General features: G+C 41.9%; 13 protein-coding genes. 8 read left to right on the top strand and 5 right to left on the bottom strand.

The features are described from left to right. The coding region (locus HMPREF0666_RS14340) for an IS1182 family transposase (RefSeq protein ID WP_009013093.1) at positions 1–397 on the bottom strand (397 nt) is incomplete at its 3' end. A gap of 302 nt (positions 398–699) precedes the next feature. Between HMPREF0666_RS14340 and HMPREF0666_RS14345 the strand changes: the two genes are divergently transcribed. The 3 genes from HMPREF0666_RS14345 to HMPREF0666_RS14355 all read left to right on the top strand — a co-directional run bounded on the left by HMPREF0666_RS14345 (position 700) and on the right by HMPREF0666_RS14355 (position 5756). After that, a complete protein-coding gene (locus HMPREF0666_RS14345; protein WP_042856463.1) occupies positions 700–3210 on the top strand; it encodes a TonB-dependent receptor in 2511 nt (836 codons plus the stop codon). Between the two features lie 816 nt (positions 3211–4026). Then, the gene (locus HMPREF0666_RS14350) at positions 4027–4947 is read left to right on the top strand and encodes an IS982 family transposase (RefSeq protein ID WP_009013095.1); all 921 of its coding nucleotides are present in this window, start codon (positions 4027–4029) and stop codon (positions 4945–4947) included. A gap of 71 nt (positions 4948–5018) precedes the next feature. After that, a complete protein-coding gene (locus HMPREF0666_RS14355; protein WP_232214128.1) occupies positions 5019–5756 on the top strand; it encodes a Gfo/Idh/MocA family protein in 738 nt (245 codons plus the stop codon). Positions 5757–5884: 128 nt separating this feature from the next. On the opposite strand, the gene HMPREF0666_RS14360 is transcribed toward HMPREF0666_RS14355, so the two are convergent. Together HMPREF0666_RS14360 and HMPREF0666_RS14365 are read right to left on the bottom strand one after the other, a co-directional pair. Further along, positions 5885–7156, bottom strand: a complete 1272-nt coding sequence (locus tag HMPREF0666_RS14360) for an O-acetylhomoserine aminocarboxypropyltransferase/cysteine synthase family protein (RefSeq protein ID WP_009013097.1) — start codon at positions 7154–7156, stop codon at positions 5885–5887. 841 nt (positions 7157–7997) lie between these two features. Continuing rightward, positions 7998–9665, bottom strand: a complete 1668-nt coding sequence (locus HMPREF0666_RS14365; protein ID WP_198010553.1) for a nucleoside kinase — start codon at positions 9663–9665, stop codon at positions 7998–8000. Positions 9666–9778: 113 nt separating this feature from the next. Between HMPREF0666_RS14365 and HMPREF0666_RS14370 the strand changes: the two genes are divergently transcribed. Continuing rightward, positions 9779–11488 carry a Na/Pi cotransporter family protein gene (locus tag HMPREF0666_RS14370; RefSeq protein WP_009013099.1) on the top strand — a complete coding sequence of 570 codons (1710 nt, stop codon included), beginning with the start codon at positions 9779–9781 and terminating at the stop codon, positions 11486–11488. A 481-nt stretch (positions 11489–11969) separates the two neighbouring features. On the opposite strand, the gene HMPREF0666_RS14375 is transcribed toward HMPREF0666_RS14370, so the two are convergent. Then, positions 11970–12500, bottom strand: a complete 531-nt coding sequence (locus HMPREF0666_RS14375) for a hypothetical protein (protein ID WP_009013101.1) — start codon at positions 12498–12500, stop codon at positions 11970–11972. 30 nt (positions 12501–12530) lie between these two features. After that, positions 12531–13259: a DUF1266 domain-containing protein gene (locus HMPREF0666_RS14380; RefSeq protein ID WP_009013102.1), complete on the bottom strand. Its 729-nt coding sequence runs from the start codon at positions 13257–13259 to the stop codon at positions 12531–12533. 552 nt (positions 13260–13811) lie between these two features. Here HMPREF0666_RS14380 and HMPREF0666_RS14385 point away from each other — a divergent pair. The 4 genes from HMPREF0666_RS14385 to HMPREF0666_RS17485 all read left to right on the top strand — a co-directional run bounded on the left by HMPREF0666_RS14385 (position 13812) and on the right by HMPREF0666_RS17485 (position 15575). Beyond that, positions 13812–14447 (top strand): hypothetical protein, encoded by a 636-nt coding sequence (locus tag HMPREF0666_RS14385; RefSeq protein ID WP_009013103.1) that lies wholly within the window; start codon positions 13812–13814, stop codon positions 14445–14447. A 210-nt stretch (positions 14448–14657) separates the two neighbouring features. Continuing rightward, complete coding sequence (locus HMPREF0666_RS14390; protein WP_009013104.1) at positions 14658–14978, top strand: hypothetical protein; 321 nt, start codon at positions 14658–14660, stop codon at positions 14976–14978. A gap of 26 nt (positions 14979–15004) precedes the next feature. Beyond that, positions 15005–15358, top strand: coding sequence for a hypothetical protein (locus HMPREF0666_RS14395; protein ID WP_004359294.1), 354 nt, complete (start codon positions 15005–15007; stop codon positions 15356–15358). Positions 15359–15419: 61 nt separating this feature from the next. Next, positions 15420–15575, top strand: a complete 156-nt coding sequence (locus HMPREF0666_RS17485) for a hypothetical protein (protein ID WP_157600294.1) — start codon at positions 15420–15422, stop codon at positions 15573–15575. The last annotated feature ends 254 nt before the right edge of the window (positions 15576–15829 follow it).

Genomic DNA, 15829 nt, shown 5'->3' on the forward strand with positions numbered 1-15829 from the left:
TCAAACCTTTGGCTGCAAGTACTAATACGACTTGTGTGAAGATATTGTTGATTTCCTTTTTCACACGATTACGAAAACGATTGATGGTAATAAAATCAGGCTGCTCATATCCTGCCAGATAGATGAAATGAATGTCACGCTTGAGAAGAGACTCTATACGACGGCAGGAATAGATATTATTCATATAGGCGTAAAGAATCACCTTGAGCATCATTTGTGGATGATAAGGCTTGCGACCACTGGGCTTATAAAGCTTGTAGACATTATCCAACATAAGATTATCCACCAAGGCGTCTAAAAGACGAACTGGGTCATCTTCTGCGATATCCTTATCGATTCTTTGAGGAAAAAGAATCATTTTCTTGTGTATGTAAGAACGAAAGTGTACCTTTGTCATAATGAGATTTTTTTTAATGCCTAAAGGTACAAAAACTTTAGGAAATAGCAAAGCTCTGGCTTGAGAAAGTCGGGGCTTTGTGCATAAAAAAGAGGATGTGTACATTTTGACACACCCTCCAGAGGGGTGAGGCTTTTTCCCTACTTCTAGGTATTGCACTATTCCTTACAACATCCTACCTTTGCATTAACAAATCAAAGGTGAGCTCTAGAATCATTGATAAGGTCACAAAAAGCCCTATGGGGCGTGCTGTGACTATATCGAAGATTTACAGAACATACCTGAATTTAAATCAATTTAAAATGATAAAGAAAAGAACCGTAAAACAGATTTTATGTAAATCGGCGTTTGTTTTCGCCGCTACGTTCGTTCTTTCGCTGCCCACTTACGCAAGGCACGAGAACGAAGTGAAAGTTAATACCGAAGCCAACATTAAGGGACGCGTTGTGGATAGTAAAACACAACATCCTCTTTCGCACGCGAGCGTGCTGGTTTTGGGTACAGTTATCACTACCACCACCGATGCCGATGGCCATTTTATGCTGCGAAATCTGCCTGTGGGAAAGGTGATTGTGGAAGTGCGCTCGGCTGGTTATAGGGCTTACAAACACGAGGTGACAACGCAAAAAAATAATACCCATGAGCTGAATGTGATGCTCAAACCCGACGAAATTGCGCTCGACGAGGTTGTTGTGTCGGCCAATCGTAGTCAAACACTTAGACGTGAGTCGCCTGTGGTTGTGAATGTTCTGGACACGAAGTTGCTCGAGTCTACCCATTCTACAACCTTGGCGCAGGGTTTAAACTTCCAACCGGGCGTGCGAACCGAAGATAATTGCACCAATTGCGGATTCTCGCAGGTGCGCATCAATGGGCTTGATGGTCATTATTCGCAAATATTAATCGACTCGCGACCCGTTTTCACGGCCCTTCAAGGTGTTTATGGACTCGAACAGATACCCTCTAACATGGTGCAACGTGTTGAAATTGTTCGCGGTGGTGGCTCGGCGCTCTTCGGTGCTTCGGCCATTGGTGGCACCATCAACATCATTACCAAAGAACCTAGCGAAAATTCGGCCGATGTGGCGCACACCATCACAGGCGCAACTAATGGCTCTACTGCTTTCGACAACAACACCACGGGCAACCTATCGGTTGTTACAACCAATAATAGAGCTGGGTTTTATCTCTATGGACAAAGCAGACACCGCGCTGCTTACGACCGCGATGGCGATGGTTACACCGACCTTCCCACGCTAGATAATAAAACCGTGGGGCTTAGCTCTTTCTTCCGACTAACCGATTACTCCAAAATAACCCTTAAATACCACGGCTTGAAGGAGTATAGACGCGGCGGAAACAAACTTTACTTGCCTGCTCACGAGGCCAATATTGCCGAACAAATCGAACATACCATCAACGGCGGAAGCTTGGGCTACGACCTCTTTAGCCTTAATGGTAAGGGACATTTCAGTGCTTATGCCTCGTTTCAAAACGTTGACCGTAAGAGTTATTACGGCGGACTGGGCGAACTGGCCACTGCTGCCGATGGACTTAAGGCCTTGAACGAAGCCTATAAACTGGGTCTTAACCTCGATATGAGCGAAGACGATGCCGCCACGCTGCCCGCCAACCAACAACAAACGCTGGCCAATGCGCAAGCATACGACAAAGCACAACGTGCCTACAACGTTACACATAACATCAATTACATTGCTGGTGCGCAATATGTGCACAATTTCGACCGTCTGTGGTTCATGCCTTCGAGTCTTGTTGTGGGGGCCGAATATAGCTACGACCGTATTAAAGACCACTCGCTGGGCTACAACAGCCTGATGGAACAGCGCGTGAACATTGGTAGCTTCTTTGCTCAAAACGAATGGAAAAACAACCATTGGGGCTTGCTTCTGGGCGGACGACTAGACAAACACAACCTTATCTCGCATCTTATCTTTAGTCCGCGCGTTAATCTGCGCTACAATCCCACGCCCAACACCAATTTCCGACTTACTTACGCTGGCGGATTTAGAGCCCCACAGGCTTTTGATGAAGACCTTCATACGCGTATTGCTGATGGCGACCGTGTGAAAATTGCGTTGGCTAAGGATTTGAAAGAGGAACGTTCGCACAGCTTTAGTGTATCGGCCGACCTCTATAAAAGTTTTGGAACAGTACAAACCAACGTTCTTATTGAGGGCTTTTACACACGCCTTAACAACATGTTTGCTACACGCAAACTGGCTGATGATGTGATTATTGATGGCGCACGTGTTGAAGAACGCTTCAATTCTAACGGCGCAACGGTGTATGGAATTAACCTCGAGGGCAAGGCTTCGCTCTCGTCGTGGGCGCAATTGCAAGCTGGTTTTACTTGGCAAAGCAGCCGTTATCGCACGCCCGAAGAATGGGACGACGATGCTGCTCCCGAGTTTAAAACCACTAAACGTCTGCTGCGAACGCCCGACACCTACGGATATTTCACCCTCACTGTGCATCCCACCATCGATTTTGCCCTATCGTTATCGGGCGTTTACACGGGTAGAATGTATGTTGGCCACCCCAAAGGGGGGAGCGAGCGCACCAACGACTTTGCTATCATTGAGCACACTCCCGCGTTTCTCACGCTTAACCTGAAGCTTGCCTATAATTTCTACATAACTAAGCAGGTGAAATTGGAGGCTAGTGCGGGGGTGCAAAACATACTCGATGCTTACCAAAAGGATTTGGATAAAGGGGCTTCGCGTGCCTCCGACTATGTTTACGGACCTACTCAACCCCGCAGTTTGTTTCTTGGGGTGAAGTTTTCGTACTAGGTATTATGTCTTTTTTACCCAAAAACAGTGGGTAGAGTTGTTTTGATTTTGTGTATTGCTGGACACATTGCCGATGTTGTTATTGAAAATGTGGTGCACTACGCTCAAACAATATCATAGGCAAGATGCCGACAAGCAAACAAAAGATGAACTGGATGAAATGTAAGCAACATCAATTGTGTGATTAGTGGTCTTACAATTGATTTGGGTTTAAAAAGCTGGGTGTAATGATTGAAAGCTACGGTAAATAGACTTTACAAAACGCATTTCAGTACTACACCACTTCTAGAAAGGCAAAAACGCCTGTAGGCGATGCCCCAAAATAGGCTTTTAATGCCCCAAACGAGACCAAAATGGTGTAAGTGCTTGTGCATAAGCACGCTAACACAAAAATGAATATTGCATAAAGGCAGGAGCTTAAATCATAACTTTTGCGCTGCTTTTTGAGTTTTTAGTGAGAAAAAGGTGCTAATTCTATGCTTATTGCGCCTTTTTCCCACTTTTTTGTGGTTCACGTCAGTTGTTTTTGCATAAATTGGGTCGCGCCCTTTGCTCACACGCCTTGCATTTTGCTGCATTTAGCCTTGCGTTTAGCACGAGTTAGCACTGCGTTTAGCACGAGTTAGCACTGCATTTAGCACGAGTTAGCAGTGCGTTTTGCTGCAAAACGCAGTGTATTTTGCACCATTTTGCAAAGTGTTGAGACTAAGTGGTACGCCAGTTCGGGATAAGAAAGTTCTCTAAAAAGTTGGTAATCTCGCTATTATTTTGTAACTTTATAGTTGAAAATCAATCACTTACAAAACATATATAGCGATGATTACCACAGACAAAGTTACAGAAATATTTTGTATATTGGATGAGTTCTGCAAGAATTTAGATGCCGAGTTAACTAAAAACCTACATATCGCCCCCATAGACGAGGGATATAAGCGCATGCGAAACCGTAAAGGACAGATGTCCAAGAGCGAAATCATGACCATCCTGTTGTGCTATCATTTTGGCTCTTTCCGCAACTTCAAGCACTATTACCTCTTCTTCATCAAGGAGCATATGGCAAGCTACTTCCCTAAGGCCGTGTCCTACACGCGTTTCGTGGAACTCATGCCTCGCGTGTTCTTCGAGCTGATGGCCTTCATGCGCATCCAAGGTTTTGGAAAGTGCACGGGCATTAGTTTCGTGGACAGCACGATGATTCCCGTATGCCACAACATGAGAAGGAATTTCAACAAGGTGTTTGATGGACTTGCTAAGAACGGAAAGGGAACAATGGGGTGGTGTCATGGTTTCAAGCTTCATCTGCTGTGCAACGAGATGGGCGATGTACTCACGTTCTGCCTAACTCCCGCAAACGTGGACGACAGGGACCCTAGGGTGTGGCAGGTCTTCACCAAGGTGCTCTACAGCAAAGTATTTGCCGATAAGGGCTACATCAAGCAAGAGTTCTTTGAGAACCTCTTCAACCAAGGCATCCATCTCGTTCATGGGCTCAAATCAAACATGAAAAACAAGCTTATGCCCTTGTGGGACAAGATGATGCTGCGCAAGCGATATATAATAGAATGCATCAACGAACTGCTCAAGAACAAGGCCAACCTTGCTCATTCACGCCATCGCTCCGTACATAACTTCCTCATGAATCTCTGTGCGGCATTGGCTGCATACTATTTCTTCGAGAATAAGCCAGAGGCACTGCCCGTGCGCATTGAAAAGAGTAGGCAATTGGAACTTTTCTAAGCAAATCCTTATCCCGAACTGGCGTAGACTATGCTCAATTACTCAAAGAAGACAAAGCCGACTTCGTTTATATTGCCTTAGTCAATAGTGTCCATTACGAATTTACTCGCAAAGCCTTAGAGGCTGGTAGGAACGTGATTGTTGAGAAGCCTTTCACTCTCACTGTTGCCGAAGCTGAAGAACTATCCGCAATGGCACGAGAAAGAAAGTTATACCTCTTTGAAGCAATCTCCCCACTTCATACACCTAATTTCTGTATGGTCAAGGAAAGCCTAAAGAAGATTGGTCCCGTCCACTTCGTTCAGTGTAATTTCTCACAGTATTCAAGTAAATATGACCGCTATCTACAGGGAGACATTGCCCCAGCTTTCAATCCTGATTTAGGTGGTGGCGCACTGAACGACCTCAATGTCTACAATATCAATATTGTCATCGGTCTTTTCGGACAACCTACCGCAACACAATACTTTGCCAACTGTGGGCACAATGGTATCGACACCTCTGGCGTAATGATACTTTCCTATCCCACGATGACAGCAACCTGTACGGCTGCAAAGGATTCAAGTAGTCCGTCATTCATACTTATTCAAGGTGAAAAGGGGTGGATACACATCCCAACCCCTGCTAATGAGTTTGGTAGTGTCGAGATAATGAGACAAGGAAAGCTAACCAGCTACCGTCGTAATGCCTACGAAAGTCGCCTTGCCCATGAGTTTATCGACTTCAAAGATGTATGGGAGAAGAAGGATTATAAGCAGATGGAAGCGTGGCTTGAAAGGTCAGTAGAAGTAGTGAAGGTGATGAAATAAGGATAGATAATTAACAAATATAAGGTATGAGCCTATACTTTTTCAGAACAAGACATTTTATAAAATTATAAAACTAAAAAAAGGACATTCAGCAACTGAGTGTCCTTTTTCCATATCTTTATTACAAATTATCTCAATGCTTGTTCGATATCGGCAATGATATCATCAACATTCTCTATACCTACAGAAAGACGTATTAAGTCGGGTGCAACCCCAGCCTCACGGAGCTGCTCATCAGTCAATTGACGATGGGTATGGCTCGCAGGATGCAGTACACACGTACGAGCATCAGCCACATGGGTCACGATAGAAATGAAATCAAGCTTATCGATAAACTTAATTGCATCTTCCCGTGAGCCTTTCAAACCAAAGGCTATCACGCCACATGAGCCATTCGGCAAATACTTCTGCCCCAAAGCGTAATACTTATTAGAAGGGAGTCCACAATAGTTCACCCATGCCACCTTCTCATTCTGCTCTAACCACTCTGCAACCTTCTGTGCATTGGCACAGTGTTGACGCATGCGAAGATACAAAGTCTCAAGCCCTAAGTTAAGAAGGAAGGAGTTTTGCGGTGCAGGAATACTACCTAAATCTCTCATCAGCTGTGTTACCAGCTTTGTAAGGTAAGCCATCTTCCCAAACGTCTTGGTGTAAACAATGCCATGATAGCTATCATCTGGGGTTGTTAACCCACTGAATTTCTCACCGTAAGCCTCCCAATCAAAGTTACCAGAGTCGACCACCGCACCACCTACCTGTGCTGCATGTCCATCCATATACTTTGTCGTAGAGTGTGTAATGATGTCACAACCCCACTCAAAAGGACGACAGTTGATAGGTGTAGCAAACGTATTGTCCATAATCAATGGCACTCCATGCTTATGTGCCATACCAGCAAAACGCTCGATATCAAACACCTTTCCACCAGGGTTAGAGATTGTTTCACCAAAGAAACACTTTGTATTAGGACGGAAAGCAGACTCTATCTTCTCATCATCCCAGTCTGGATCAATGAACGTACATTCAATACCCAATTTCTTCATTGTAACCCCAAAGAGGTTGAATGTACCCCCATAGATGGTATTAGAAGTAACGAAATGATCGCCTGCCCCACACAGATTAATAATCGCATAGAAGTTAGCAGCCTGTCCTGAAGAGGTCAACACGCCCCCAACACCACCTTCAAGCGCAGCTATCTTCTTAGCCACAGCATCATTGGTAGGGTTTGCCAGACGCGTATAGAAGTACCCGCTGTCCTCTAAATCGAACAGACGTGCCATTTGTTCACTACTCTCATATCTGAAAGTAGTACTCTGATAGATTGGTAACTGTTGCGGTTCACCTTTCTGAGGTTTCCATCCTCCATGAATACAGATGGTTTCAAGACTTTTTTCCATATTGAGTTTGCTTTTTATTTAATAATATCTCTTTTTGCAAAGATAGTCAATTTTATAAGATTCGTACACCTTCTTACTGACTTTCTGAAATAAACTTAGGTTCTTCCGTTAAATGTGTAGATTGTTAATAGAATGAGATTAATCCACATACACGGTAAGCTTACCTCCAATAAGATGGTTTTATAAGGGGGGGAGTAAACTATGTGATAAATGTAATTAGGAGTGATGTCTATCTGTCGTCTATAAACAATTTATTCCTATTAGCCTAATTAGGCTATTTAGTCCAATTGGGCTAATTAGGCTAACAACTTATTATTCTGTTATAATTTTTCACATCATAATTTTGAATACATGCTCTTTTGGCTTCTAAAAGATGCCCTTTTGGCTTGCAAAAGATGCTCTTTAAGACCCTTGCTAACGCCCTTTTGAAGTCCAATTAGGCACCTTTTAATTTATACTTGGTAACTAATTGATACCCTGTTGATTGTAAACCTGCTTCATGTATGTATTTTTGCTGTTAGTTATAGGTATTTTCCTTGAAATTATGTAATGATTTTTCAACCCCTTATCTACAGATTTTCGAAGTCTTAAAACGAAAAGATTTTCAATGAAAGAGGATGAAAATAGGATAGATAGTTGACTGTCTCTGCCATATTTTTGTTTAATGAGTAACTTTGGCTCTTACGTTAAAGCACTACGAAAAACGTCCACACATTTAACGGAAGAACCTAAACTTACCCCATTCCTTTCGTTTTCATAGCATTTACAGAATGTATCTAACAGTCTTCTGCACCATAAAAACGAATAGAACATACGTGTCCCTTCGCCATGCCTTAATATCCTAATACTTAAACGAACTACCTCCTAAGAACTCTCTGAGCAATGAGGTTGGTGGGAGATTACGGAAAGGCAGTGGTGCAAAGTATTTAAGGAACTTACGTAGTCGATAGGCCTCAGCATACTCCTCACAGTTTTCTGAGACCTGTTCCAACACCTCCTCTGCCTGAGGTTTGATAACAGCAAGCTCAAAGAGAAGAGCTGTATTAAACATGATGTCGGCTTGTTCCTGATAAGGGAATATCCATTTATTTTCTCCAGCACGTACACTTGGCCAGCGATGAATAGTATCCTGTGCCGAACAACCACGATATTTATAGTCACGAACAATACGACGAAGCAGTCGATTGTCGGTTGTGGGGATATAGTTATGGTCGTCTAACAGGATCGTAGTGAGGGCAGATGCGTAGATTTTGAACTTTTTGTCGTCGGCAATCTGTTCTGTTAACACAGGATTAAGGGCATGAATACCCTCCACAACCAATACGTTGTTCTCCCCAAGATGTAATCTGTTTCCGCTCTTTTCACTCATCCCTGTTTGGAAGTTATACTTTGGTAGCTCCACTTCCTCCCCTCGAAAAAGTGCATTAAATTGCTCATTGATAAGCGAGATGTTCAGTGCATAGATACTCTCATAGTCAAGTTCTCCATTCTCGTCTTTCGGTGTCTCTGTCCTATTTACGAAGTAGTCATCTAAAGAGATTTGCACTGGCTTCACCCCACTTGCTAATAGTTGCACAGAGAGGCGCTTGCAGAAGGTAGTCTTACCGCTTGATGATGGGCCCGCTATCAGTACTACCTTTATTCCTTTCCTGCCAGCGATTGTATCAGCTATCTGTGATATCTTCTTTTCTTGCAAAGCTTCACTGACATTGATAAGATCAGTGGCCTGTCCATTCTTCACAGCCTCATTGAAGTCGCCCACAGTCTTTATCCCTAAGATACTCTGCCATCTATGATGCTCCTTAAACACCTCAAACATCTTATCTTGGCGTATCATCTCACCTAATTTAGAAGGGTCTTGTGTGGAAGGAAGTCGCAGAAGGACACCATCAAAGTAAGGTTCAAGTCCGAAAAGATGAAGTTGTGAAGTATTGGTGAGCATCGAACCGTAGTAATAGTCCTTATAGTCGTCGAGCACATAATAAACACAATACAAGCTACCACTACTTTTTAGGAGTTTAGCCTTTTGCATATCCCCCAAGTCAGAGAACATCTTAATAGCCTCTTCTGTTGTAGCCTCGTAACGCTGAATAGGCATTCTCGCATCGATAATCTCCTGCATACGTCTACGAATACGGTCGACATCCTCTGCAGTTATCTCATGTCCAAGCTGCAGGTTACAGTAGTAACCATTTGAAACAGGGATATCTATAACAACCTTACTACCTGCATAAAGGTCGTGAACAGCCTTACAGAGCACAAGGAAGAGCGAACGCGTATAGGTGCGAATACCTGATGGACTATGCAAATCGAGGAACTCCACATCTTTATTATGATAGACTCTATAATGAAGCCCTTCCACCTTATTATTCACCTTCGCACTCACTGGTCCGTATGGCAATTGCAGATTAATTTGCTTATAAATGTCAGAAAGTGTACTTCCAATTGGGACTTCTTGAGTTTTTTTATTATTTTTGCAACGGATATACAATACTTGTCTCATAATCATTCAATATGGTTAAAGTGTCAGGGAACAAAATTGTCCTTTAGTAAATAGGATTGTAAAGGTAAAGAAAGTTTTGCAATTACACAAGAAACGGACACCACAAATTAAGTTATTATATGTCGATTTGGATTTTCTTTAAGCTCATTGGTGCATTAGCTCTGCTGATGTTCGGTATGAAAGCCATGAGTGAGGCTCTGCAGAAGATGGCAGGTCCGCAGTTGCGCCATATCCTTGGTGCAATGACTACTAATCGTTTTACGGGTATTCTCACTGGTACGTTCATCACAGCTGCCGTACAGTCATCAACAGCTACAACTGTTATGACAGTCAGCTTTGTGAATGCTGGATTGCTGACATTGGTGCAAGCCATCTCAGTTATCATGGGAGCGAACATCGGAACGACGCTGACAGCATGGATTATGTCGGCTGGCTTCTCGTTTAACATCACCGATTTCGTCTGGCCAGCATTCTTTATTGGCATCGTTCTGATTTACTCTAAGAAACGTAAGCTCATTGGCGATTTCCTCTTTGGTATCTCATTTATGTTCTTAGGATTGGGAACCTTGCGTCAGACAGGTATCGATATGGACCTTGCCCACAACCAGGCTGTACTCGATTTCTTTAGTAACTTCGACCCACAGAGCTTCTTTACGACTATCGTTTTCTTACTTATTGGTAGTGTGCTGACCATGTGTGTGCAGAGTTCTGCAGCCATCATGGCTATCACGATGATACTTTGTTCTACGGGCGTATTGCCTATTTATCAAGGTATCGCACTCGTCATGGGTGAGAACATCGGTACAACAGTCACATCAAACCTTGCGGCCTTGACCGCAAACACGCAGGCTCGCCGTGCAGCTATGGCCCACATGGTGTTCAACGTATTCGGTGTTCTTTGGGTGTTGTGTGTCTTCCATCCTTTTATTAATATGATTTGCGATTGGGTGGGATACGACGTTTCAATGCCAAAGGGTGCCCCTGGCTTTGCTGCCAATGCTGCTAAACTAAGCTTTGTACTTGCTGCTTTCCACACAACCTTCAACGTTGCCAACACAACTATCCTTGTTGGACCTATCAAATACTTAGAGAAACTGGTCTGCATCATCATCAAGCCGAAGGCAAACAAGGACGAAGACGAGTTCCGTTTGCACTTCATTCAGGCTGGTATCATGAAGACTCCAGAGCTCTCTGTACTTGAGGCTTCAAAGGAGATAAAGTCGTTTGCCGAGCGTATTCAGCGTATGTTTGGTATGGTTCGTGAGTTACTTGGCGAGCGTGACATGGATAAATTTACGAAACTCTACAGCCGTATTGAGAAGTATGAAGGTATTTCTGACAATATGGAGATAGAGATTGCGAAGTATCTCGACCAAGTTTCCAATGCTCATCTGAGTGATGAAACCAAAGAGAAGGTGCGCTCTATGCTCCGTGAGATATCTGAGTTGGAGAGTATCGGAGATGCTTGTTATAACATCGCACGTACCACCAACCGACTTATCAATAGTAAGGAAGAATTCATCCCAGAGCAGTATGACCACATACACCAGATGTTTGAACTGACAGACGACGCTCTGACGCAGATGAACCGTATCCTTGTTGGTCACCGTCAAGATAATGACGTAAATCGTTCATTCAATATTGAGACCGAAATCAACAACTATCGTAACCAGTTGAGGTCGCAGAATATCAACGATGTAAACGACCATAAGTACACCTACGCAATAGGTACAATGTACATGGACATCATTCAGGAGTGCGAGAAACTTGGCGACTATGTGGTCAATGTCGTCGAAGCTCGTATGGGTGTCCGCCAACAGGACGCATAAAGTCGTTGACTTTTATCATCGTAGAAACATTACTTTGCTAATATAAAAGGCCTCGCATCCGCTTTGGAAGCGAGGCCTTTTCGCATGTTCGTAACCATTAGAGACATTACCCATCAGGCTCATTCGTACTGAATAAGTAAACAGATTGCAGCGAATGATACCGTCCAACAAGAAAAGAATAGCACCTAACAAACGGCAAAAAGACAAAAGCATAAACAAATAAAAGCCATTCTTTAGAAGGGAAAAGACAAAGAATTAAAAAGTGAAGTCTGACGTATAGACCCATAAAACACCCCTCTCTGCGAATTATTTTCATGAAAAAAATATTTATTGTCATGAAGAAAAATATTTTTCTTCGTGAAAATAATTTAGTAATGGTTGTATAGAGAGAGCCAGTCACACATAAACAAGGGTGCATAAAAGACTTTATTTTTGCTTTTATGCACCCTCTTGTGCGTTATTGATGTATCTCCCTTTGAGACTATACGTTTAATGCTTTATTCTTCTGTAAAGCCTGTGATATTGTTGTAAAGAAGTCATGTAGTTCTGCTTGCTGGTCTTCTTGGAATCCGTTCCTCTTTCTAATCTTCAGTTTTATAGACCTACCGTTGACAGTGAAAATGAAATTCTTTTGCTTCTCATCAAAGCCAGCCTGTTCGATACTTGACATAGGATAATAAAACATATCCCATTCAGACTCTTCATTAGGAACGATTCTATAAAAGCCTGGTATTGACCGAGGAATAACAGACATCATATACATGTCGTCATCGTTGTAGGCAACGAGTGCGACATCAGCATTCCCCATTATGCCCATAGAAGACCAAAACTCAACACACTTGATATTGCTTGTATCGATAGAAGGATACTTCTTTGCAATAAACTCCAGTGCCTTTGCTGTGTAGACTCCCTTACTATTCTTGCCTTTTCTATATACATAGAGCATCAACGAAAAAGCAATAACGGCCATCGCAACAAACATGAAGATAAACGGAATAATACTTTGACTCATAATCTTAATGATTTATATGTTATTAATTGTTTATTTCAGAGTAACTTTTAGCCATGGGCTATCAGGATGTTTCATAAGCCATTTCATTACGTTACAAAAGCCTAAGACGTCTCGAACCTCTGGTGAATAAGCCCAGAAACTACGGCCGATGATATAGGAACGTCCGAACTCCTCCCATGTGTTGAATGTGCTAACGGCTCTTTGATACGCTCTCTCGAGGTAGTTCCATGCCTCGTCTGCCTTTAAATAGTTCACTTCTACGCCAACACGTACGAGATAGGCAGCACGCCCTATATCCCATCCTATAACGTCTTTTCCTGTTATGGCATCCCATGAAGTTATCAATTGATTGGCGAGCAGAGCGTCAAGATCAGCGATATAGTTGTTCAACATATTGAGCAAGTCGCCTAAATCTTCTTCCTCTGTAATGTGATACTTACCAGCAATACTTGCCATTGAGCATAAGCGTTGTTCCTCTGTATTGATATTACTATCCTCTTGTAATTCTGCTATTATCTCTTCTTTAATAACAGTAATGTCAGCCGAACGGATACGTCCGAGTAGTGTCTCTATGGTATCGCAGAGTTCTTGTCGGTCTGTGATACCCCATCCTTGTTGGAGAAAGACCTTCGCACGTGAACCCATCTTAGCCGAAAGCGTAAAATGATTACCTCCCTGTTGCTCTTGGTATTGTGCACTTAGGGAGATACGGCGTAATTGTTCGTCAGTTAGTTTACGTGAGAAGTTGAATAGTCCCATAGTTGTGGTTTTATAAGTAATATGGTTTCAAAGATACTAAAAACCATCAACCCTGACGAAGATGTAATTTTCTTTAACACTAAATTACCCTTTTCCTTAAATATAATAAGTAGGATTTATTCCACAATTCGGTTGACACTACACTTATTATCTGCTCTATCTACGCTGGTGAAGCCTATCTATGATGATGTAATCTCACCAAAACAGCATTTGTTGCCATAGTAGGCCGTCATCGTGAAGACCTAATTCATGAATTTATAGTAAGGCTACATGAAGAATTAAACATAACAGCAAAGTGAAACATAATTACTCATATAATAATAATGTGTAGTTACTCCCTTCGTTCTTTAATAAGGGTTATCACACCGCTTCATTCTTAGCTTTTCGATGAAAAAAGAATGTTAGTTATTCGTCCCAAAACTTAGTATTTCAGCGGCTTGGATAGTTATCTAAACCGCATTCTTGTCGTCTGTCCCCATTATTTGGAGGCTCTAAAAAGCTTTCATACATTTGCAACAGAAATCATTGTTTCACTTATTAAAATCAAAGCGTATGAAAACTTTAGTTTCTAAAATCGTCGTTATCGTTGCCCTTATGTGCGCAACCAGTATGAATGCACAGAACAACAATCAGTTCGATGCACAGTTAAAAAACTCATTAAGTGTCGTCAATGTAAACGTACCTACATCTATTGTAAAGGTAATGAATGACTTGAAACACATGGAAAATCAGTATCCTGATGCTTGGCTTCCTACCTATTATCGTGTGTTCTATGCCCTTCAGTATGCTGCTCGAGACCCACAGAGCGATTATTCTTCTTTATTCTTAGACGCAGTAAAGGATGATGTCGAGGCACTACAAACAAAGAATGACGTTGACCGTTCAGAGCTGTTTACATTGAAGGGGTTCTATTACACGGCACTTATCACACAGAATCCTGTTGAGAATGGTAAACTTTATTACCGCGATGCAATCAGTTGTTACAAGTCAGCTATTGCCATTAACCCGACGAACCCGCGCCCTCGTATTCTTCTTTACATGTTCTTTGATATTATGAGCAAGCAGACAGGACAGCCGAGTATGAATGGTCCAAAGGACTTAGAGACCATCAAAGAACTGTATGCCAAGGAGAAGCAGAATGGCCTGAAGCCTGCATGGGGACGTAATCTGATAGACTTTTGCAAGTAGAGGTAATATGCTGAAGGCATTAAACTCATAAAGATTGGGGGCGTACCAAGCGTATGCCCCTTTCTTTGTGAGGTACTTTATCACACAAAGGAATTATGCTAATAGATACTATAAATCGTCATCAAGTCTTCATAAAAGCGAAGATAAAGAGTATAGATTTGCTCTCTTTAAGAAAAAAAAAGTATCTTTGAAGCCTAAAAACAGATATTATTGAAAACAAAAGACAGATTTAACTATAACAGCTATAGTTATTGTTTGAATAATCCTCTCAAATATGCTGATCCTAGTGGTAATGTATTTGTCCTTGACGATTTTATCGCAATAACTGCAATGGGAGCAATGATGGGTGCCATGAATGCAGCTATGTCAGACAAGCCCATATGGAAAGGGGCTTTATTAGGTGCAGCTAGTGCTGCCGCTACTTATGGAATAGGCTCAATTTTTAATGGCGTTGGAACTTTTGGACATGAACTATTGAGAGCTGGTGCACATGGCTTATCTAGTGGTGTCCAAAAGGTTGGAGAATGGTGAATATATTTATAATATAGGTCGGATTCATGGAATATAAAAGAAAAATTTTTCCTGAGGAAGTAGCTCTTATTGCCTTTCTAGCGTCCAAAGCTCAATTCCAATTAGAAAGTAATTGGGAAAATAAATTTATCGCTTATCCTCTCACAAAAGAGAAAATAGGCAGTATTGGGCTTTTTAAAAATAACCAGAAATATACTCGAAGACAAAGTAGAGTTCTTTCATGTTGCAAGTTTCATGATGTTGATAATGTTGAAGTAGCGGTTTATCTTTTAATAGATTCTAATGATACGCTCTATGAATTAGATTTTTGGAAGGTAGATGATTCAGAAATTTGCCATATTCCTTCCGTAGACTCTATGGAGGATATCCCGCAGATATAATCAGACATGAAATGAACTTAACTTAACCAGTGTATTCGTATCTAGTGTATCTGGTTCGACATTGGGAGCAAAGGTTGATACGGCGATAGGAGCATGGTTTGGAGGTGTTGGTGCTATTCCTGGAGCAATCATAGGAGGTGCTGCAGGTGGTATTTGTGGATCTTTTGGTGCCAGTTGGCTAGGAGTAGGAACTGTTGATATGATTTATGGAAGGTAATATTTCACACATTCCAGTAAAACAAGATGGGCACAATTTCTTTATGGCTCACGTGCAAGTTAGTAGAAAAGGTTATAGTGTTCTACATAATATGACAGGAACAGCCTCTATATTAATTAACAATAAAACTATTTTACACCATATTATAAAGCTGTAAATAACTTTATTTTTATTTTATATAGAGGTTATCCACTCTATTCTTCTCTGTCTATCGTAAGGTAATTCTTTTAGAATTGAGTTTCCTGTCATTCCTG

Origin of the sequence: Prevotella sp. C561 (assembly GCF_000224595.1) — a bacterium.
Lineage (GTDB): Bacteria > Bacteroidota > Bacteroidia > Bacteroidales > Bacteroidaceae > Prevotella > Prevotella jejuni.

Bases quoted from the DNA above. Each gene is read 5' to 3' on its own strand.
- HMPREF0666_RS14360 (WP_009013097.1), bottom strand. From the start codon at position 7,156: ATGGAAAAAAGTCTTGAAACCATCTGTATTCATGGAGGATGGAAACCT.
- HMPREF0666_RS14365 (WP_198010553.1), bottom strand. From the start codon at position 9,665: ATGATTATGAGACAAGTATTGTATATCCGTTGCAAAAATAATAAAAAA.
- HMPREF0666_RS14350 (WP_009013095.1), top strand. From the start codon at position 4,027: ATGATTACCACAGACAAAGTTACAGAAATATTTTGTATATTGGATGAG.
- HMPREF0666_RS14395 (WP_004359294.1), top strand. From the start codon at position 15,005: ATGGAATATAAAAGAAAAATTTTTCCTGAGGAAGTAGCTCTTATTGCC.
- HMPREF0666_RS14380 (WP_009013102.1), bottom strand. From the start codon at position 13,259: ATGGGACTATTCAACTTCTCACGTAAACTAACTGACGAACAATTACGC.
- HMPREF0666_RS14385 (WP_009013103.1), top strand. From the start codon at position 13,812: ATGAAAACTTTAGTTTCTAAAATCGTCGTTATCGTTGCCCTTATGTGC.
- HMPREF0666_RS14375 (WP_009013101.1), bottom strand. From the start codon at position 12,500: ATGAGTCAAAGTATTATTCCGTTTATCTTCATGTTTGTTGCGATGGCC.
- HMPREF0666_RS14345 (WP_042856463.1), top strand. From the start codon at position 700: ATGATAAAGAAAAGAACCGTAAAACAGATTTTATGTAAATCGGCGTTT.
- HMPREF0666_RS14370 (WP_009013099.1), top strand. From the start codon at position 9,779: ATGTCGATTTGGATTTTCTTTAAGCTCATTGGTGCATTAGCTCTGCTG.